Source organism: Pantoea sp. S61 (assembly GCF_016625145.1).
Taxonomy (GTDB): domain Bacteria; phylum Pseudomonadota; class Gammaproteobacteria; order Enterobacterales; family Enterobacteriaceae; genus Pantoea; species Pantoea rwandensis_B.
Map to the genome: position 1 here is coordinate 36,797 of NZ_JACVUO010000017.1, position 20,069 is coordinate 56,865.

The window sequence follows — 20,069 nt, forward strand, 5'->3', positions numbered from 1 at the left end:
GGGCTAAGTGAATGATTTAGGGCCGAAGCAATGAAGAATCTGCCAGTCGCGTTGCTGCTGAGCGTCGCGCTGACATTTCCCGCCTGGGCGGAGGATGCGACACCGCAGGATCGAAGCGATCACCTGCCTGCCGCCCCTTATCTATTGGCAGGTGCCCCCACCTTCGATATGACCATCGCGCAGTTCCGCGAGAAGTACAACGCAACGAATCCAGATCTGCCGTTGCAGGAATATCGTGCGATTGATAATCGAGACGATAAAAGCAACCTGACACGCGCCGCCAGCAAGATCAATGAAACACTCTATGCTTCTACTGCGCTGGAACAGGGCACCGGAAAAATCAAAACGCTGCAAATTACCTGGCTACCGGTTCCCGGCCCGGATATGAAAACCGCGCAGGCACGTGCGATGGATTACATGACGGCATTATTGCGATTTTTTGTCCCTGGCTTATCGCCTGCAGATGGACGGAAAAAGCTTGATGCACTGCTCAGCGCAGGCAAAGGCGCGCGCTATTTTGCCAGTACTGAGGGTGCATTGCGTTTTGTGGTCGCGGATAACGGTGACAAGGGATTAACCTTCGCGGTTGAGCCGATAAAACTCGCGCTCGCGACCCCTTGATCACTGCGGCAAAAATGACGAAAAGCAAAGCCAGCGACACGTTTGATCTCTATACTGTCTGGCAGACATCGCTGCCCGATGGCAGCGCTATTTCATGAATCGCGTTATGCGGAGGAAAGAATGCGACATCCACTGGTTATGGGTAACTGGAAACTGAATGGCAGCAAGCACATGGCAGGCGAGCTGATTGAAGGTCTGCGCAAAGAGCTGTCTGGTGTTGAAGGTTGTGGCGTAGCAATTGCTCCACCCACTCTCTATCTTGACCTGGCAAAACACGCCATCTCCGGCAGCCACATTGCACTGGGTGCACAGAACGTTGACGTTAACCTGTCTGGCGCATTCACCGGTGAAACCTCCGCAGAAATGCTAAAAGATGTCGGCGCGAAATACATCATCATCGGTCACTCTGAGCGTCGTACTTACCACAAAGAAAGCGACGAGTTCATCGCGAAGAAATTTGCTGTGCTGAAAGCAGCCGGTCTGGTGCCAGTCCTGTGCATCGGTGAAACCGAAGCAGAGAACGAAGCGGGCAAAACGGAAGAAGTGTGCGCACGCCAGATTGACGCCGTGCTGGAAACTCAGGGTGCGGCTGCGTTCGAAGGCGTGGTCATTGCCTACGAGCCAGTTTGGGCGATTGGTACCGGCAAATCCGCTACCCCTGCGCAGGCCCAGGCCGTGCACAAATTCATTCGTGACCATATCGCGAAGAAAGATGCGGCGATTGCTCAGCAAGTGATCATTCAGTACGGCGGTTCTGTTAACGACAAAAATGCCGCAGAACTGTTCACTCAGCCAGACATCGATGGCGCGCTGGTTGGTGGTGCTTCACTGAAAGCCGATGCGTTCGCAGTGATCGTGAAAGCAGCTGCAGCAGCGAAAAACGCCTAAGTTTTCGGCGTGTAATAAGGCGGCTGATAAGCCGCCTTTTTTATTACCAGAGATTTAAAGGGTATGTGATGAGACAGTATTTCAAACCCACCCAACGTGATAATCGGTTTCCGTGAAGCTTGAGATTGGAAGCCATGGTTAATGGTTCAAAATCTGGCATTGGTGATCCTGCAACTCCTCCGCAGAACCGCTGTTTAGCATTAACCAGTTACGTTCCAGCGCCAGCAGGGCTAAACGCCCATCCGGCAATGCCGTTAGCGCCATCCCATATTTTCCCATCTCGCTCCGCGCATTAGGCACTTCAGTCGCCAGACGGATAAAGGCACTTTGCTGGGCCAGTTCAGCCGTCGACAGCGCACGAATCAAATAGCGATGTTTGCGCAGCGTAGCTGACTGCCACTGTTCGTTGAGCTTCGGGCTTAACGCATCAAGCCGTTGGCGCACATCAGGTCGCAGACAAGAGATGTGGATGTGCAGTTGATTCTGCGTACGGCCATATTGCGCGTTGATGGCCAGAGACAGCGCGCTGTCAGCAATCGGCGCACCGCGTTTCTTTGCCAGCAGGCTACGCTGCAGCCAGGCAGCGGCAAAAAGATTTGGCGTAGCGGGTTCGAGAATGATCGGGCTTTCCATGCCAGTGATTTTCTCAATCGGCATCAGCAAATACTGTAAAGGCCCGTTGAGATCTTTCAACGTGACATAACCCTGTGCCGTATTCACTTGCTGGCAAGGGGCGGGATTGCCACTCTTCGCCAGATTGGGCACGCACTTCTCATTGATGATCTGCCAGAGGGCATTAGAGTTTTTCTGGAAATGGAAGGCGCTGACGATCAGTCCGACAATCAGCACCAGCAGTAAAACGGTTAGCAACTTCAGGGTGCGACGACTTCCCTGCATGGCCGAATTCCTCTGTTCATCACTTGCCAGCATCCTCGCCTGCCGTCTGGGCAATGTCACGGACTTTTACTGCTCTACAATGCAAAACGGCCAGCATCAGGCTGACCGTTTCTGTTTGATGCGATGACGATTACGGTTTCATGACCTGATCGTAGCTGCCACCATCAGCGAAGTGCGCTTTCTGCGCTTGCGTCCAGCCACCGAACTTGCTGTCGATAGTGAACAGTTTCACCGGCGCAAAGGTGCTGGCAAACTTTTTCGCGACTTCAGGATCGCGCGGACGATAGAAGTTTTCCGCTGCGATGGTCTGGCCTTCTGGTGAGTAGAGATACTTCAGGTAATCTTCGGCCACTTTACGCGTGCCCTGCTCATCCACCACCTTATCGACCACCGAAACAGTGGGTTCTGCCAGAATCGATTCGCTTGGCGTAACGATTTCGAACTTGTCTTTACCCAGCTTGTTCACCGCCAGATACGCTTCGTTTTCCCAGGCAATCAGCACATCGCCTATGCCACGTTCTACGAAGGTGTTGGTTGCGCCACGTGCACCGGAGTCCTGCACTTCTACGTTCTTGAACAGCGCCTTCACATACGCCAGTGCTTTGGCCTGGTCACCGTTGTTTTGATCCAGCGCCCAGCCCCACGCGGCCAGATAGTTCCAGCGTGCGCCACCTGAAGTTTTCGGGTTTGGCGTGATCACCGATACGCCAGGTTTAATTAAATCGTTCCAGTCATGGATGCCCTTCGGGTTGCCTTTGCGTACCAGGAACACGATGGTTGAAGTATAAGGGGCGGAGTTGTCTGGCAGGCGCTTAATCCAGTTTTTATCGATCCGACCACGGTCAGCAATAGCATCCACGTCAGACTGCAGCGCCAGAGTCACGACATCAGCACGAATGCCGTTGATCACAGAAGTTGCCTGCTTCCCTGAACCGCCATGAGACTGACGGATCACCACATTGTCGCCCGTTTCCTGCTTGTAGTGTGCGCTAAACGCTTTGTTGTACTGCTCATACAGCTCACGCGTTGGATCGTAAGAAACGTTTAACAGCTGGATATCCTTTGCCAAAACACTGGTGGAAGCCAGTAACAGGGTGACACCAATACTCCACTTGTTCATTGCTTGCTCTCCCGAGGTCGTTATAGAACAAGACTGACATAAACCAATCCAATGATTAAAGAATTAAAAATAAGTGGTTATAACTGGAGGGAATATAAGTGGAAATAAAAGAGGGCACGATGGAGGCCGCGCCCTGATTCAGTTTGATTAGTAGAGTTTTTTCGCCGTATCCAGCCAGTCGCGCTTGAATGGGCGCTTCATGTTTTCAATAGCGTCAATGATGTCGTGATGCACCATCTTCTCATTCTGAATGCCGACACAACGTCCACCGTAGCCCTGCAACAGCAGTTCGATGGAGTAGGCACCCATACGTGACGCCAGGATACGGTCGTAAGCACATGGCGCACCGCCACGCTGAATATGCCCAAGCACAGTGGCACGTGTTTCGCGTTTGGTTTCTGCTTCGATGTAATGCGCCAAATCGTCGATATCACAGATGTGTTCGGTAATGGCCACAATGGCGTGTTTTTTACCTTTGGCGATACCCGCTTTGATCTCTTCGACCAGCTCTTCACGGGTATAAGGAATTTCCGGCAGCACGATGAATTCACAACCACCGGCGATGGAAGCAGCCAGAGTCAGATCGCCGCAGTAACGCCCCATCACTTCCACGATGGAGATGCGCTGATGCGAAGAGGAAGTGTCGCGCAGACGGTCAATCGCTTCAACCACGGTTTCCAGCGCCGTGAAGTAACCGATGGTGTAATCGGTACCGGCAACGTCATTATCGATGGTGCCTGGCAGACCAATGCACGGGAAACCCATTTCCGTCAGACGTTTGGCACCCATGTAGGAACCGTCACCGCCGATGACCACCAGCGCGTCAATGCCGCGCTTCTTCATGTTCTCAATGGCAACCTGACGAACTTCCTCATTACGGAAATCCGGGAAGCGCGCAGAACCGAGGAAAGTGCCGCCACGGTTGATCATGTCGGACACGCTGTAACGGTCGAGGTTGATCATACGGTCTTCATACAATCCCAGATAGCCGTCGTAGATACCAAAAACTTCAAGGCCTTCACTCAGCGCGGAACGGACAACTCCGCGGATGGCTGCGTTCATGCCTGGGGCGTCACCGCCACTGGTCAGTACTCCGATTTTTTTGATCATGACAACCTCTGGATTGTTCAAAACTAAGGATTATTCCTGCCTGCCGACCGGTGTAAACCCGCTCACGATCGTGCGGCTTAATAGTTGCAGATAGTATATCAAAGGCTTGATGCTGAATTGATTCAGGTCAGACAAGTTTTCGCTATTTTTTTACAGAGTTGTTAGCGTTACGTCATTTTTATAACGCAACGCCATGATATTTAGACGCTAAAACTGGAAAAAGCCTTGCTGATTTTCCGGCACCACCGAGCAGGGATCCTGATGAATGATAACATCCGAACCGGGAAACTTAAGCCGCAGTGCTTGCTCGATCTGATCCGCTACCTGATGTGCCTGCACCAGCGGCAGGTGGTCATCCATTTCCAGATGAAGCTGAATAAAACGGGTGGGCCCGGATTGACGCGTACGCAGTGCATGGGCTCCGCGCACACCTGGCCAATCGCTAACCAAATCGATAATCGCCTGCTTCTCTTCTTCCGGCAATGCGCGATCCAGCAAAGATTGCACCGCTTCATAGCCCATGCGCAAAGCGTTGTAGAGGATGTACACCCCAATCCCCAGCGCAAAGAGCGCATCTGCCCGGACAAAACCATAGCTGCTTAACACCAAAGCCACCAGGATCGCGCCATTCATCACTACGTCAGATTGATAGTGCAGCATATCCGCACGTATCGCCTGGCTGCGTGTCCGACGCACCACCCAGCGCTGGAAAGTCACCAGTAATAGGGTGGAAAAAAGGGCGACCACAGTGACGACGATACCGACCAGCGGCGCCCGTAATATATTGGGTGAGGCCAGATGCTGAATACCAGTGAGAAATAAAAACAGTGCCGAGCCGGAAATAAACATGCTTTGTGCCAGCGCGGCAAGCGACTCCGCTTTACCGTGGCCGAAGGTGTGATCAGCGTCCGCAGGCTGGAGTGAATAGCGCACCACCAGTAAATTTGTCAGCGATGCAGCGATATCCACCAGTGAATCGACCAGGGCGGCCAACATACTGACTGAGCCGGTCAGCCACCAGGCAAAAATCTTCACGATCAACAGTAATGTCGCCAGCGTCGTTGCCGCCAGTGCCGCGCGGTTGACGAGTTTCGCGTAGGAGGGATCCATGCCATGCCTCGTAGAAGCGTCTGCTCAGCGCAACGCCGTTAGTCACATAATGGCTCAAGTTTATCATCGGCAAGCGTAAGCTGCGTGAATTGAATATTAAGGTGATGATGCAGCACAGGATTGTGCAGATAAAAAAAACCCCCGCATCATGCGGGGGAAGACAGGGATGGTGTCTATGGCAAGGAAAACAGGGATACTATGTTACTGGTTACTGCTGGTACTACTCACTGCATGCAGCGGTGATGATGGCTGCAATCCTGAGAGCTGACGCATATCGTTAAGTCGCCGCTCATAATTCTTCTGCAATGTCGCTTGCTGTGCAGGCGTTAGCAGGTGATACATCTGGTTGCGAACCCGAGCCATCTCAACTTGCAGTTCTATCTGCGCGCGGGCTTGTTTCTCTGCCTGCTGTCGGATAGCCGATTCGTTAAATTTGTCTGCAATGACAAGGTCATGCATAGTTTCAATATCCTGAACGCTCATAACCGGGCGCTCATGTCGTGCTTGCTGCATCAGGTCTCGCATCTGTTGCCGCTGTTGTTCAGTCAGCTCAATGCCATCGAACATGTGGCTTTGCGGATTTTGCGTCATACTGCCTGTCGTCAATCCGCCGTTATGATGCATCTCGTCAATCGTCGTCGTGTCTGCTGCTTCTGCGCTGGCGTGACTGAGAACCATCGCTGAGGCAATGACGACGGCGGTTAAGTAGCGCATCGTTTACTCCCAGTTCGTTCCGTTTTGCGATTCAACGAGAGCTAGTGTACGGCGATAGCTGCAAACATCCGTCAGGGGGTGTAAAACTACGTAAAGCGTTGGATTGCAAGTCAAGGAACACGGTATTTTGCCTGCGGAGGGCAACAAAAAATGAATAAAATCCTGTTGGTTGATGACGACCGCGAATTAACTTCGCTGCTTAAAGAACTGCTTGAGATGGAAGGTTTTGAGGTGATTGTCGCCAGCGATGGCGAGCAGGCGCTTAACCTGCTGGATAACACCGTTGACTTGTTATTACTCGACGTCATGATGCCGAAGAAGAACGGTATTGATACGTTGAAAGAATTACGACAACAGCACCAAACTCCGGTCATTATGCTGACCGCTCGCGGTAGTGAGTTGGATCGTGTTCTTGGCCTTGAGCTGGGCGCGGATGACTATCTACCAAAACCGTTTAATGACCGTGAACTGGTGGCGCGCATTCGGGCTATTTTGCGCCGTTCAAACTGGAGCGAACAACAACAGCAGCATGACAATAGTTCACCCACGCTGGAAGTGGATTGCCTGCGCCTCAACCCTGGCCGCCAGGAAGCCAGCTTCGATAGTGAAACGCTGGATCTGACGGGCACGGAATTCACGCTGCTCTATTTGCTGGCACAGCACTTAGGTCAGGTCGTGTCGCGTGAGCACCTCAGCCAGGAAGTGCTGGGTAAACGCCTGACGCCGTTTGACCGCGCGATTGATATGCACATTTCAAACCTGCGTCGTAAATTGCCGGAACGTCGTGATGGTCATCCGTGGTTTAAAACGCTACGCGGACGCGGCTATCTGATGGTTTCGGCATCATGATTGGAAGTTTGACCACCCGCATCTTCGCCATTTTCTGGCTCACCCTGGCGCTGGTGTTGATGCTGGTTTTGATGGTGCCCAAACTCGACTCACGCCAGATGACCGCACTGCTGGAAAGTGAGCAACGACAGGGCACCATGATTGAACAGCATGTTGAAGCTGAGTTATCGCAAGATCCCCCTAACGACCTGATGTGGTGGCGCAGGCTCTTTCGCGCCATCGACAAATGGGCCCCACCCGGCCAACGCTTGTTATTGGTGACCAGCGAAGGCCGGGTGATCGGAGCGCAGCATAATGAAATGCAGGTGATTCGTAACTTTATCGGCCAGTCTGATAATGCCGATCATCCGCAGAAGAAAAAGTATGGTCGTGTGGAGATGGTGGGCCCGTTCGCCGTGCAGGATGGTGAAGATAACTATCAGCTCTACCTGATCCGCCCCGCCACCAGCTCTCAACTGGACTTCGTCAATCTACTGTTTGACCGTCCGTTATTGCTGCTGATTGTGACCATGCTGATTAGCTCGCCGCTGCTGTTATGGCTGGCGTGGAGCCTGGCGCGTCCTGCGCGTAAACTGAAACATGCTGCCGATGAAGTGGCGAGCGGAAACTTACGCCAGCATCCTGAACTGGAATCTGGTCCACAGGAGTTTCTGGCAGCAGGTTCAAGTTTCAACCAAATGGTGAGCGCACTTGAACGCATGATGACCGCACAGCAGCGTTTGTTATCCGATATCAGTCATGAATTACGCACGCCACTGACACGTTTGCAATTGGCTACCGCCCTACTGCGCCGTCGCAATGGTGAAGGTAAAGAACTTCAACGTATCGAAACGGAAGCCCAGCGGCTTGATGGCATGATTAACGACTTGCTGGTGCTCTCACGCACCCAGCATAAAAATGCCTTAGTCAGTGAAGCGATGAAGGCGAACCAGCTGTGGAACGGTGTACTGGAAGATGCCAAATTCGAAGCCGAGCAGATGGGTAAAACCATGGATGTACCGTATCCGCCAGGTCCGTGGCCACTGTACGGCAACCCGCATGCTCTGGAGAGCGCACTGGAAAACATCGTGCGTAATGCGCTGCGTTATTCCCACACGCATATCAGCGTGAGTTTCTCGGTGGATATTCAGGGTATTACCGTTCACGTTGATGACGATGGCCCAGGCGTCAGTGCTGAAGATCGCGAGCAGATTTTCCGCCCCTTCTATCGCACGGATGAAGCACGCGACCGTGAATCTGGTGGTACCGGTCTCGGACTGGCGATTGTAGAAACGGCCGTGCAACAGCATCGCGGTTGGGTGAAAGCCGATGACAGCCCATTAGGGGGTCTGCGGCTTACGCTCTGGTTGCCGCTGTACTCCGCTCGTCAATAATTTGCTATGCTTCGGCCCTCGTTTCCGGGGGCCTTATGCTGAACATCGTTTTATTTGAACCTGAAATCCCGCCAAATACGGGCAATATTATCCGCTTGTGTGCCAATACAGGCTTCCAGTTGCATCTGATTGAGCCGCTGGGCTTTGCCTGGGATGACAAGCGTCTGCGCCGTGCCGGGCTCGATTACCACGAATACACCTCGCTAAAAAAACACGCCAATTACGCCGCGTTTATCGAGTCTGAAGCACCACAGCGCCTGTTTGCACTCACCACCAAAGGTACACCTGCCCATAGCGCTGTGAGCTATCGGAAAGGGGATTATTTGTTGTTTGGTCCTGAGAGCCGTGGTTTGCCGGCAGAGATACTGAACGCGCTGCCAGCAGAGCAGAAGATCCGCATCCCGATGATGGCTGAAAGTCGCAGTATGAATCTGTCGAATGCGGTATCTGTGGTGGTTTATGAAGCGTGGCGCCAGCTTGATTATGCTGGCGCGCTGATCAAGAGCTAAATTCCGTCGCCGTACTCAAAGCCCGCGCCGTTGAAGAGTTGGTCCATATCCATCGAAGGTTTATCGCTGGTGGGTTTGCCAACGATACGCGCAGGTACACCGGCTGCCGTGGTATGCGGCGGCACCGGTTGTAGTACCACCGAACCCGCGCCAATTTTCGCGCCGCGCCCCACTTCTATGTTACCGAGAATCTTGGCACCTGCGCCAATCATCACACCTTCACGGATTTTCGGATGGCGATCGCCGCTGGTTTTTCCGGTACCACCAAGCGTTACCGACTGCAAAATCGACACGTCATTTTCTACTACGGCGGTTTCACCAATCACGATACCGGTAGCATGATCGAGCATGATGCCGCGACCAATACGAGCTGCTGGGTGAATATCCACTGCAAAGGAGACGGATATTTCGTTCTGCAAATAGACGGCTAACGCGCGGCGGCCCTCTTTCCAGAGCCAGTGGCCGATGCGATAAGCCTGTAATGCATGGAAGCCTTTCAGATACAGCAATGGCGTTGAATACTTATCAACGGCAGGATCGCGCTGGCGCACGGCTTGAATATCGTAAGCTGCAGAGACAATCATCTCTGGATCTTCGCGATACGCTTCCTCAACGATTTCACGTACCGCAATAGCTGGCATGATCGGGTTGGCGAGTTTGTTCGCCAGCATGTAGCTTAGTGCGCTGCCAAGATTTTCGTGCTTGAGCAAAGTCGCGTGATAAAAGCTGGCCAGCATGGGTTCACAATCAGCCAGCGCTCTGGCTTCAGCTTTGATGTTGTTCCAGACCAGTTCTAACTCTTCTGACGACATTGCTCTGTGCTCCCGATAAAAAAAGCGCCTGAGAGGCGCTGCAGGTGATTTAGCTGAGCATCCTGCTTCAGCTTTGGCTGTTTTCGTCCTTCCTTGCACGGCCAAGTAAACTCAATGCTGCCTCTCGCGCCGATTTTTCGCAATACAGTACCTGATAAATCTGCTCGGTAATGGGCATTTCAACACCCATTCTCGCCGCCAATGCTTTGACTTCTTTGGTGTTTCGATACCCTTCTACAACTTGTCCGATAATGCGCTGCGCCTCATCCACGCTCTCGCCTTGTCCCAGCATCATGCCAAAACGACGATTACGGGATTGATTATCGGTACAGGTCAGTACTAAATCGCCCAGCCCCGCCATGCCCATAAAGGTAGTGGGATCGGCACCCAGTGCAGCACCGAGGCGGCTCATCTCAGTTAATCCACGTGTGATTAACGCGGTACGTGCGTTGGCACCAAAACCGATGCCATCAGAAATACCGGCACCAATCGCAATCACGTTTTTCACCGCGCCACCCAATTGCACGCCGATGAAGTCTGGATTGTTGTACACGCGGAAGCTTTTACCGCAATGCAGTTTTTGCTGCAGATCTTCAGCGAACTGTGCGTCAGTGGCAGCCAGCGCTATCGCTGTAGGCAGGCCCGCTGCAAGCTCTTTCGCGAAAGTTGGGCCGGAAACCACGGCCAGCGGAATTTGATCGCCGAGGATTTCACGCGCAACATCCTGCAAAAGCCGGCCAGTTTCTTTTTCGAGGCCTTTGGTTGCCCAGACAATTCGGGAATCTGCACGCAGATGCGGCTTCAGTTGGGTGAGAACATCACCAAACACGTGGCTGGGTACCACCACCAACAGATCACGACTGGCACTCACCACCGTTGCCAAATCGGCTTCAGGAACAAGATTGTCAGGGAAAGGTACATCAGGCAGGAAAGCGGCATTACATCGGTCAGCCTGGAGCTGTGCCACACTGTGCGGATTGTGGCCCCAAAGCAGAACCGGATGGCCGTTACGAGCCAACGTAATGGCCAATGCGGTGCCGTACGAGCCGGCACCGATGACGCTAATCGAAGCGTTGAGGGTAGTCATCAGGCATCCTGACGTGGCGCTTCGCCTTCACCTTGCTGCTGCAGATAGTTCATGAACAGGGCATCAAAGTTAACTGGCGCCAGATTGAGCTGAGGGAAAGTACCACGAGACACGAGGCTGGTGATGCATTCACGTGCATACGGGAACAGAATGTTCGGGCAGTATGCACCGAGGCAATGTGCCATCTGAGTGCCTTCGATACCGCCGATGGTGAAGATACCCGCCTGCTGAACTTCGCACAGGAATGCGGTGTCTTCACCAACGGTTGCTGTCACGGTAACGCGCAGAACAACTTCATAGACTTCATCAGCCAGCTGAGATGAAGCGGTGTCCAGATCCAGTTTCACTTCCGGTTCCCACTCTTTCTGGAAAACCTGAGGCGCGTTTGGCGCTTCGTAAGAAACATCTTTGGTATAAACACGTTGAATCTGGAACTGCATTTCGTTTGTGCTATGTTCTGACATGTTACTAAATCCTGTGAGTTAAATTGTCTGACCGAAAAATTATGCCTGGAGTAAGGGATCCAGTCCCTGACGCCCATCCAGCGCGTAAAGATCGTCACAGCCACCAATGTGCTGCGCATCAATAAAAATCTGGGGAACTGTAGTACGCCCGCTTCGCTGAATCATCTCTTCACGTTTCGCCGCGTTCCCATCAATAGGAATCTCCTGGAACGAAACACCTTTCTGATCCAACAATGCTTTTGCCCGGTGGCAATAAGGGCATGTGACTTTGGTGTAAATCTCAACATTAGCCATGCGGTTACCTCTGGGAATTATTTACCGCGTACCAGCGGCAGATTCTCACCACTCCAGCCGCTCACGCCATCTTTCAGCACGGAGACTTTTTCAAAACCTTCAGCGCTCAATTTAGCGGCTGACTCACCTGCGCTCTGACCAGTGGCACATACCACAATTATGGGCTGGGACTTGTGCTTTTCCAGTTCGGCAAAGCTCCCTTTTTTGATGTCAGCCGCTGCAATATTCACCGCACCTGAAATGTGCCCTTTGCGATAATCATCGCGCGAACGCACGTCTACAACCACCGCATCCTCTTTGTTGATCAGGTGGGTTGCTTCACCACGGCTGATGGTTTTTACCTTAGAGAACATTCCTTTAACGGTGGTCACAATCACCAGAACGAGTAAAACAACCCATGCCAGACTAAGGATGGTGTGATTGCTTGCAAACTGCATAATTTCTTGCATGAGGGGTAACGACTCCAGACCGGGCTAATAAGCTAAAACAAGGGTTCTGAGTATACCTGCGCCACTTAGCATGTACAGTCGCGAAGCGGGCAGAGTTACGATTTGTGCGTCATTTTCCAAAAAAAGTGTTCTAATCGCAAAATTGAGTCAAGGTTTATGCCGCTAAGCTCGGCACCGACATCTTTCGTAAAGCAAAACCCGCCCGGGATAACTGGTAAGCGGCTGTTCATCGTGGAATAATTATCGACTATGAAGGGAAAAGCGACCGTTACACACACAAGGACCTGTCACAACGGCCCAGCGCATCCGTTGTTATTTCGCTGGTCCGAAATCTCCCTGAGCTTGCTCTGCGCGGGCGCACTGTTATTGCCCGTTTACGCCCACAGTGCGGATGACAGTAAAACTCAGCTCAAGTCCATTCAGCAGGATATTGCTGACAAAGAGAAAAGCGTTAAAGCGCAGAAATTACAGCGCAGCAAACTTCTCGATCAACTGCAAAGTCAGGAAAAAGTGATTGCGCAAGCCAGCCGGCAGCTTCGGGAAACGCGCAATAGTTTGACCGCGCTTGACGGTGAAATCACGCAAATTACCACCTCCATTTCTCGTCTGGAAAAACAGCAGGCTCAGCAGGAAAAACTGCTGGCTCAGCAATTGGATGCGGCTTTCCGACAAGGCCAGCATAATGGGTTACAGCTGCTGCTGGGCGGTGAAGAAGCACAGCGCAGTGAACGCATTCTTGCCTATTTCGGCTACCTTAATGCTGCACGCCAGAAAAACATCGACGATCTCAAACAAACTCAGCAACAGTTGGCCGAGCAGCGGCAGGCATTGCAAGGTAAGCAGGAACAACAAAAATCCCTGTTAGCCCAACAGCAGTCGCAGCAGGCCAAACTGGAAACCGCCAGTGCGGCACGCAAGAAAACCCTGACGGTACTGGAAAGCTCGCTGGAAAAAGATCAGGCGGATTTGGTTGAGATGCGAGAAAACGAAAGCCGTCTGCAGGATAAAATTGCCAAAGCCGAACGCGAAGCGCGTGAGCGTGCCGAACGTGAAGCACGCGAGGCAGAAAAAGTACGCCAGCGTCAGGCGCAGGCAAAAGCCAAGGGATCAAGCTATCAACCCACACAAAGCGAACGTGAGTTGATGGCACGCACCGGTGGCCTCGGTAAGCCTGGTGGGCAGGCGGTGTGGCCGGTGAAGGGACGTATTGAACACCGCTTCGGTGAATCCATGCAGGGTGAGCTGCGCTGGAAAGGTCTGGTGATTGATGCACCAGAAGGCACCGAAGTGAAAGCCATCGCCGATGGACGCGTACTGATGGCCGACTGGCTGCAAGGCTACGGTCTGGTTGTGGTATTGGAACATGGTAAAGGCGATATGAGTCTTTATGGCTACAACCAAAGTGCGCTGGTGAGCGTGGGTACTCAGGTGAAGGCAGGACAGCCTATCGCCCTTGTGGGTACCAGTGGCGGCCGCGGGACGCCTTCGCTCTACTTTGAAATCCGACGTCAGGGACAGGCCGTCAATCCACTACCGTGGTTAGGAAGATAAGTGTTGTTTCAGCCTCAAAAGCTCTCAATTGCGTTCTGCGCACTGTTTTTCACACTATCGGCTCAGGCAGGTAAACTCTCAATTGTGATTGATGACTTCGGTTATCGTCCGGTTGAAGAGAATAAAGTGCTGCAAATGCCTGCTGCGATTTCGGTCGCTGTACTGCCGAATGCACCTCATGCTCGTGAGATGGCGACAAAAGCACATCAGGGCGGTCATGAGGTGTTGATTCACTTGCCAATGGCACCACTCAGTAAACAACCGTTGGAAAAAGATACCTTAACCCCAGAGATGAGCAGTGAAGAGATCGCACGCATTGTGCGGGATGCCTCGGGTAAAGTGCCTTTCGCCGTAGGTTTGAATAACCATATGGGCAGCAAAATGACCTCTAGCCTGCCCGGCATGCAGAAAGTGATGCAAGTGCTAAATCAGTACAATTACTACTTTCTCGATAGCATGACGATTGGTAATAGCCAGTCCGTTCCCGCAGCGCAAGGTACGCATGTTAAAGTGCTGAAACGCCGGGTATTCCTTGATGATAGCCAGAATGAAGCAGCGATCCGTGAACAGTTTACCCGTGCCGTAAAACTGGCACAGCGCGATGGTTATGCCATTGCGATTGGTCATCCGCATCCCACCACCGTTCGTGTGCTGCAACAGATGCTGCCATCACTGCCAGCCGATATTACGCTGGTACGCCCGAGTCAGTTGCTGAATGAGCCTGTGCATCAGGGTAAAACACCGCCGACAACCGATAAATCTCCGGGACCGAAATTCCGTGCTCCAGGCGTGTGTAAGGTCAGTAAACCACTGACACCCGTGCCGCAAAGTCGAGCCGTTGAAATAGTGATTGAAAATGTGGCAGGTAGTAAGTTAATCAATCAGTTAGGTTTACTTTTTTAACCCAATCATCAACGTTTTTGAAAATTAGCGTTAGTCCCATTCGGGGCTAACGTTTTTTTCGTTATCATTACGAAATTAATTCCCGCGACTGATGTCAAATTTGCCAGGTTCTTAGGGTGAATTGGAATAATGAAAAAGCTTTGGAAAATAAACGTCATCAATAACGTACTCAGTTTACATGCCAGACTGAGCCAGATTGACAAAAACAAGACACCGCTAAGCTCAAATCATGAGTTTAAGCGCATTGTTATTTTCTCAACGACCGCATTAGGAGATCTACTTTTTAATACTCCTGCGATCAAAGCCATAAAGCATCGCTATCCAGAGGCCAGGCTCATGCTGGTATCCAGTGATAAAAACCGTGATCTCGTTGAAAAAAGTCAATGGTTTGATGAAATAGTCATTTGGGATAATAAAATAGTTCATTCCCATCGCGTAATCAGGAGAATGAGAAAATTCAAACCTGATATGACTGTGCTACTGCATTCGACATTAGGCTATGACATTCTCTGCGCACGCCTGTCTGGCTCAAAATACATTATCAGAGATAATTTCAGAAGTGACAACACTGTCTTTAATCACTGGATAGATCATTATTCATCGGCAACAGATGTTCATATTATTCAGCGCAAACTCGACCTGATTAGTATTCTTGGATGCAATACAACAGACATCAGAATGCAATTTCCCATTGCAATTCACTCTGTAGCACGTGAAAACTATCGACCTGTAATTGGCTTTCAAATGGGGGCGTCCGGGAAAAACCGTTGCTGGCCAGTTGAACATTTTTCTGAACTAGCAGAGCGTATTTTAGAAAATCACAAAGATGCAAAAATAGTATTGACTGGTGCCGCCCAGGATAAAAATATTGAAAAATCATTCTTTGATTTATTAAAAAATAAATACCATTCAAGGGTTCACTCTTATATTGGTAAGACTCGCCTACCTGAACTCTTACAGATAATTAAAAACCTTGATGTGTTGATCACAGGTGACACCGGACCACTACATATTGCTATCACGGCAGAAACGCCGACAGTGAGTCTTTATGTCAGTGCTAATCCCAGACATACAGGACCTTATCAGGATTTGCACATTCATCAGACTATCAGAATTGAACCTGAATCTAATGATGATCCGCATTACCCATTAAGAAAAATAAGCGTTGATCAGGTTTATAACGTGATGATGAAAAATATTTCAGTCTAAAATTACACTACCAGATAGCAAGCGATCTGGTAGTGGTTTTTATCTAGGCCTTACGGGATGACAAAACTATCGCTAATGGCAACCAGAATAATACCCATGTTTCTCCAGGTCCACCAATCACAAACATCCCCTGAGTAACAAAAAACATCAAAGAGAAGAGATAAATTGAGGCTTCTAACCCCATGCCTTGATGATACTTTCTATACGCATGATACAAGCCAACCAGGATGAGAGATGCCATAAATAGCACACCCACCACACCGCCTTTTAAGAAAGCCGATATATAAATACTGTGTGTGGTTATAACATGTTGACCAATACTGTTTACGAATATCAGCTGCTTATCAAACCCCCAACCGAAATAGGGATGAATCATTGCATCTGAAATGGCATGATTCCAGATTCCAAATCTGATAAAACTCTGGGCATAAGAGGAAACAATGCGTGCATAAAAATCACTGCCATAATCGGTAAAGTAGAAGAATAATAAAATAGTAGCAATTGAAATCATGATATACAAAACATGTTTAAGGTGAACATGTTTATATTTAGCAAGTAAAATAGCTAAAGAAACTATTAAAGCCAATAACGGACCTCGACTTTGCGTCAATATCAAGCCAATAAAGAGCAACGATGCAGGTATGTAAATCCAATGCCTGCCTGACTCACGAGCAATAATCAGTGCGCTTAAAATACCAAGAGCAAAATATCCGCCGAGATCAATGACATTCTTTGGTGCGGCAAAAAAACCGTTTTCAAGTCTATTAGTCAGTAGCGTGTTCTTGTCTACCAACATAAATGTCAAAACAAGGACAATAAAACATCCGGAAAAAATGCAACCATAAACCTTCAGCAAACCATAACGCTTAATACAGTAATCAAACATACAAACGAAAAAAAGAAGATAACCGGTATGCTTCAGAGTTGAAATTATATTCTCTGGAACACTTGTCCATAAGTTCGTAATACTGTAATAAATGAGGAATAGTGCAATAACGCCTATTGACTTCCAGGGATATGGCTCGGAAAGACTAAGCTTTTTTCGCTGGACAAACAAAAATATCATCATCGCTGTAATCGACAGATGAAATAAATTATTTACTTTTCCAACACCTGTAAATATGGTCATTAGAAATAAAAATGCCATAAAAGAAATAGATGCAATAACTTCTAAACTTTCAGTTTTTTTTAAAAATGACATCTGGCGTCGCCTTCTCGAAAATTTCCTCTGTCAGTCCACTATTCATAGACAAATTGTAAACTTTTATCCCTGCATGATTAAGCTCGCTGCTGGCATTCAAGAATGCGGGCTTTATCACTTGATTAAAGTTTTCCCCTAAAAAGCTTTTCTGCTTATTATTTTCATTTTCATAAAACCGTGGGGATGAAAAATTATTCATATCAACCCCTGCTAACAGTATACGATTTGAGCTGAGCCATACGGCTATTTGCAACGCCCAATAGGCCACTGTTCCCGCATCAAAAATACCTTGTCGGATATCCCATGAAAAACCTGATAATGGATCGGTCGGATAGACTGACAATCCTTTATTATCATTGAAATTCAAAGCATACTCAGCAGGTACTACTGATTTTCGAAATATCTTATAACTCAGATCTTCAATAATAGCCAAACGACACTTTATCTTATCGACTCCAACGCAATTCAACATATCATTGAGGCAATGAACTGTTGTAAAGAGCGTCAACTCAGGGTCGTCCAGTACTTTTCCGACAATATCAAAACGGTTCTCAACAAAACCGCGATCGACAATAACATAATATGAAAATACGACTTTATCTCGTAGGTGATAAGCGCCATTAACACCAATAAATGTCGTTTCTGAAAGTAATTCAAAATCGAGATCATTCACTGACGGGCCCGTTGCCAGTATCGTCATATCATTGGTAACGGTTTTACGTAATGAATCTAATGCTTCAATTTTTATTTCATTTTTTCGCCAGACTAGCCGTTCAATATGGTCTTCTGCTCCACGTTGAATTCTGATATGAGGCCAAAAATTTTCATTGTGCCGATAAGCTCGTTCATGGGTATAACGATAGATTTGTTTAAATATTGATCCCATTCAAAGCAATTCCCGCAATTTTTCCATTACGCTCACGGCGGATATCGCCTGCATTGTGCCACCTGCACCGCGTAGCTCATGCTGATTCTTCCCATACCCCCCAATCAGCCCCGGATCAGTTGGACCAAACAGCGTAATATTCGGGCGGTCCAGCGCGGCGGTCAAGTGACTCAAACCCGTGTCGACCGAAACGACAGCGCGTGCCCCCGCCAACTGCTGTGCCACTTGTTCCAGCGCTAATTTTGGTAGCACCTCAACGTGGTCAAAACCTTCCGCCATTCTTAATGCACGCTGATGCTCATGTTCAGCACCCCACGGCAGTTTCACCCGCAGACCCGTCGGCTGTACCCGTTCAATAAGTTCGCGCCAGTGCGCCTCTGGCCAATGTTTGTTATCGCGGGTGGTCGCGTGCAGAAACACCAGGTATTGATGCGCATCGTTGGGCAGCGTGGAAAGGAAATGTCCCGCAATGGCATAATCACCCTGGGTCTCCGGTTTCGCATAATCCAGGCTTTTCGCAAATAGCTCACGTGTGCGTTCAACCGCGTGTTGCTGTTTATTAATTTCATGGCGTTTGTCATACCACCAGCTGGCAAAGGGTTCCCGCGCGCTGCGGCTGTCTTGTCCATGCTTAACGCCTTTAGCCAGGCGCGTCACCAGCGCAGCGCTTTTGATCAACCCCTGGGCATCAATCACCACATCATACTGGCGCGATTGCAGCTCACGTTTGAATAAGACGCGCTCTTCACGCTGCTGACTGCCAAACCAATGTTTACGCCAGCGACGAATCGCCACCGGCAGCACTTTATCCACTGCCGGATGCCAACTGGGGATCTGTGCAAAATTCTCTTCGACAACCCAATCAAAACGAATGCCGGGAATAGCCTGCATCGCATCAGTGAGCGCCGGTAAGGTGTGCAGCACGTCCCCCATTGAGGAGGTTTTTACAATCAAAACGTGCATGGCTACTCCTGCACCAAATGCAGCAGCGTGCTGAGTTCCTGATGAACTCGAGCCGGCTGAATATCAATGAGACTTTGGTGATAACCCTCTTCGGCATCACCTTTGCGTACTTTGTGATAGCCGGAGATTAAACGAATTACGCGCGCCTGATGAGACAGCGGTGGTGTGAAATCCGGGCTACTTGGGCCATACAAGGCGACCAAAGGACGGTTCAGTGCGGCGGCAATGTGCATCAACCCGGAATCATTACTGACGATAGCCGCACAATGTGCGATTAAGATTACCGCTTGTTCTAATTGCGTATCGCCGGCCAGATTTTTGCAGTGTACCCGCGCTGATTCCGATATCGTTTGAACGATAGTGTCACCGGTTTCGCGATCTTTCGCGGAACCGAACAACACCACCTGGTACCCTTCGCCAATTAGTTGTTCAGCAAGCGCAGCGTAATGATAGTGCGGCCAGCGTTTCGCTGGACCAAATTCGGCACCAGGGCAGAACCCTATAGCAGGACGATCGGCCGACAAAGAAAACTGCGCTGCCGTCATGCGCTTCTCGTCTTCATCGACACGCAACTGTGGCCACAGTAATGGCTGCGGCAACTGTTGAGCGGAGGCGATGGGTTTGTCGTAGCCCAGTGCAACATAGCGCTCCACCATCAGCGGAAACGCGGCTTTATCCAGCACACGCACATCGTTCAACACGCCATAGCGCATCTCACCGCGCCAGCCGACACGGCGCTTAATACCTGCAAAGAACGGCACCAGTGCTGATTTGAACGAATTCGGCAGCACATAAGCACGGTCATAACCGCTGGCCTGAAGGGATTTCCCTAAACGCCGCCTTTCACCCAGTGCCAAAGCACCATGGCCCAGTGGCATCGCCAGCGCTTGATTGACTTCCGGCATCCGTGACAGCAGTGGCCGACACCATGCCGGTGCCATCACATCAATGACCGCATCCGGGTGCTCAGCCTTGAGCGTGCGATAGAGACTTTGCGACATCATCATATCGCCGACCCAGGAAGGGCCAATGACCAGAATTTTCATCGCTGGTGCCGGT

The 20,069-nt window shown here is 50.3% G+C and carries 22 protein-coding genes; 8 read left to right on the forward strand and 14 right to left on the reverse strand.

Annotated features, from left to right (window positions below; all coding sequences use genetic code 11):
* Positions 1–30 precede the first annotated feature (30 nt).
* Together IAE30_RS23780 and tpiA are read left to right on the forward strand one after the other, a co-directional pair.
* Complete coding sequence (locus IAE30_RS23780; RefSeq protein WP_038644079.1) at positions 31–621, forward strand: YiiQ family protein; 591 nt, start codon at positions 31–33, stop codon at positions 619–621.
* A 120-nt stretch (positions 622–741) separates the two neighbouring features.
* Positions 742–1,509 (forward strand): triose-phosphate isomerase, encoded by a 768-nt coding sequence (gene tpiA / locus IAE30_RS23785; RefSeq protein WP_038644077.1) that lies wholly within the window; start codon positions 742–744, stop codon positions 1,507–1,509.
* 138 nt (positions 1,510–1,647) lie between these two features.
* Here tpiA and IAE30_RS23790 read toward each other — a convergent pair whose 3' ends face one another.
* From IAE30_RS23790 to cpxP, 5 genes are all read right to left on the reverse strand, one after another.
* Positions 1,648–2,406: a CDP-diacylglycerol diphosphatase gene (locus IAE30_RS23790; RefSeq protein ID WP_038644075.1), complete on the reverse strand. Its 759-nt coding sequence runs from the start codon at positions 2,404–2,406 to the stop codon at positions 1,648–1,650.
* A 130-nt stretch (positions 2,407–2,536) separates the two neighbouring features.
* A complete protein-coding gene (locus IAE30_RS23795; RefSeq protein ID WP_034823765.1) occupies positions 2,537–3,526 on the reverse strand; it encodes a sulfate ABC transporter substrate-binding protein in 990 nt (329 codons plus the stop codon).
* 147 nt (positions 3,527–3,673) lie between these two features.
* Entirely contained in the window at positions 3,674–4,636 is a 963-nt protein-coding gene (pfkA, locus tag IAE30_RS23800) for a 6-phosphofructokinase (protein WP_034823768.1), read from the reverse strand.
* 207 nt (positions 4,637–4,843) lie between these two features.
* Positions 4,844–5,746 carry a CDF family cation-efflux transporter FieF gene (fieF, locus tag IAE30_RS23805; protein WP_038644073.1) on the reverse strand — a complete coding sequence of 301 codons (903 nt, stop codon included), beginning with the start codon at positions 5,744–5,746 and terminating at the stop codon, positions 4,844–4,846.
* 201 nt (positions 5,747–5,947) lie between these two features.
* The gene (cpxP, locus tag IAE30_RS23810; RefSeq protein ID WP_038644071.1) at positions 5,948–6,460 is read right to left on the reverse strand and encodes a cell-envelope stress modulator CpxP; all 513 of its coding nucleotides are present in this window, start codon (positions 6,458–6,460) and stop codon (positions 5,948–5,950) included.
* Between the two features lie 150 nt (positions 6,461–6,610).
* Between cpxP and cpxR the strand changes: the two genes are divergently transcribed.
* From cpxR to trmL, 3 genes are read left to right on the forward strand one after another with little or no spacing between them, the layout of a single operon-like run.
* Positions 6,611–7,309, forward strand: a complete 699-nt coding sequence (gene cpxR, locus IAE30_RS23815; RefSeq protein ID WP_007885339.1) for an envelope stress response regulator transcription factor CpxR — start codon at positions 6,611–6,613, stop codon at positions 7,307–7,309.
* Positions 7,306–8,682, forward strand: a complete 1,377-nt coding sequence (cpxA, locus tag IAE30_RS23820) for an envelope stress sensor histidine kinase CpxA (RefSeq protein WP_034823776.1) — start codon at positions 7,306–7,308, stop codon at positions 8,680–8,682. Before cpxR ends, cpxA begins: the two co-directional genes overlap by 4 nt.
* A gap of 35 nt (positions 8,683–8,717) precedes the next feature.
* Positions 8,718–9,191: a tRNA (uridine(34)/cytosine(34)/5-carboxymethylaminomethyluridine(34)-2'-O)-methyltransferase TrmL gene (gene trmL, locus IAE30_RS23825; protein ID WP_200681116.1), complete on the forward strand. Its 474-nt coding sequence runs from the start codon at positions 8,718–8,720 to the stop codon at positions 9,189–9,191.
* On the opposite strand, the gene cysE is transcribed toward trmL, so the two are convergent.
* The 5 genes from cysE to IAE30_RS23850 all read right to left on the reverse strand — a co-directional run bounded on the left by cysE (position 9,188) and on the right by IAE30_RS23850 (position 12,297).
* Positions 9,188–10,003, reverse strand: coding sequence for a serine O-acetyltransferase (gene cysE / locus IAE30_RS23830; RefSeq protein ID WP_034823780.1), 816 nt, complete (start codon positions 10,001–10,003; stop codon positions 9,188–9,190). The two genes, trmL and cysE, sit on opposite strands and share 4 nt — an antisense overlap.
* A gap of 67 nt (positions 10,004–10,070) precedes the next feature.
* Positions 10,071–11,090, reverse strand: coding sequence for an NAD(P)H-dependent glycerol-3-phosphate dehydrogenase (gene gpsA / locus IAE30_RS23835; RefSeq protein ID WP_182056728.1), 1,020 nt, complete (start codon positions 11,088–11,090; stop codon positions 10,071–10,073).
* Positions 11,090–11,554 (reverse strand): protein-export chaperone SecB, encoded by a 465-nt coding sequence (gene secB, locus IAE30_RS23840; RefSeq protein ID WP_034823785.1) that lies wholly within the window; start codon positions 11,552–11,554, stop codon positions 11,090–11,092. Before secB ends, gpsA begins: the two co-directional genes overlap by 1 nt.
* A 39-nt stretch (positions 11,555–11,593) precedes the next feature.
* Complete coding sequence (grxC, locus tag IAE30_RS23845) at positions 11,594–11,848, reverse strand: glutaredoxin 3 (RefSeq protein ID WP_007885328.1); 255 nt, start codon at positions 11,846–11,848, stop codon at positions 11,594–11,596.
* A 17-nt stretch (positions 11,849–11,865) separates the two neighbouring features.
* Positions 11,866–12,297, reverse strand: a complete 432-nt coding sequence (locus IAE30_RS23850) for a rhodanese-like domain-containing protein (protein ID WP_034823789.1) — start codon at positions 12,295–12,297, stop codon at positions 11,866–11,868.
* 249 nt (positions 12,298–12,546) lie between these two features.
* On the opposite strand from IAE30_RS23850, the gene envC reads away from it, so the two are divergent.
* From envC to IAE30_RS23865, 3 genes are all read left to right on the forward strand, one after another.
* Positions 12,547–13,848 carry a murein hydrolase activator EnvC gene (gene envC / locus IAE30_RS23855; RefSeq protein ID WP_038644065.1) on the forward strand — a complete coding sequence of 434 codons (1,302 nt, stop codon included), beginning with the start codon at positions 12,547–12,549 and terminating at the stop codon, positions 13,846–13,848.
* Positions 13,849–13,851: 3 nt separating this feature from the next.
* The gene (locus IAE30_RS23860) at positions 13,852–14,751 is read left to right on the forward strand and encodes a divergent polysaccharide deacetylase family protein (RefSeq protein ID WP_038649794.1); all 900 of its coding nucleotides are present in this window, start codon (positions 13,852–13,854) and stop codon (positions 14,749–14,751) included.
* Between the two features lie 129 nt (positions 14,752–14,880).
* Entirely contained in the window at positions 14,881–15,960 is a 1,080-nt protein-coding gene (locus IAE30_RS23865) for a glycosyltransferase family 9 protein (RefSeq protein ID WP_038644064.1), read from the forward strand.
* Positions 15,961–16,003: 43 nt separating this feature from the next.
* Here IAE30_RS23865 and IAE30_RS23870 read toward each other — a convergent pair whose 3' ends face one another.
* From IAE30_RS23870 to rfaF, 4 genes are read right to left on the reverse strand one after another with little or no spacing between them, the layout of a single operon-like run.
* Complete coding sequence (locus IAE30_RS23870; protein WP_052059342.1) at positions 16,004–17,161, reverse strand: O-antigen ligase; 1,158 nt, start codon at positions 17,159–17,161, stop codon at positions 16,004–16,006.
* Positions 17,139–18,047 carry a hypothetical protein gene (locus IAE30_RS23875; RefSeq protein ID WP_038644063.1) on the reverse strand — a complete coding sequence of 303 codons (909 nt, stop codon included), beginning with the start codon at positions 18,045–18,047 and terminating at the stop codon, positions 17,139–17,141. The genes IAE30_RS23870 and IAE30_RS23875 overlap by 23 nt, the downstream gene beginning before the upstream one ends.
* Positions 18,048–19,010: a lipopolysaccharide heptosyltransferase RfaC gene (rfaC, locus tag IAE30_RS23880; RefSeq protein WP_200539244.1), complete on the reverse strand. Its 963-nt coding sequence runs from the start codon at positions 19,008–19,010 to the stop codon at positions 18,048–18,050.
* Positions 19,011–19,012: 2 nt separating this feature from the next.
* On the reverse strand, positions 19,013–20,056 hold the full coding sequence (gene rfaF / locus IAE30_RS23885; RefSeq protein ID WP_200681117.1) for an ADP-heptose--LPS heptosyltransferase RfaF: 1,044 nt from the start codon (positions 20,054–20,056) through the stop codon (positions 19,013–19,015).
* Positions 20,057–20,069 lie beyond the last annotated feature (13 nt).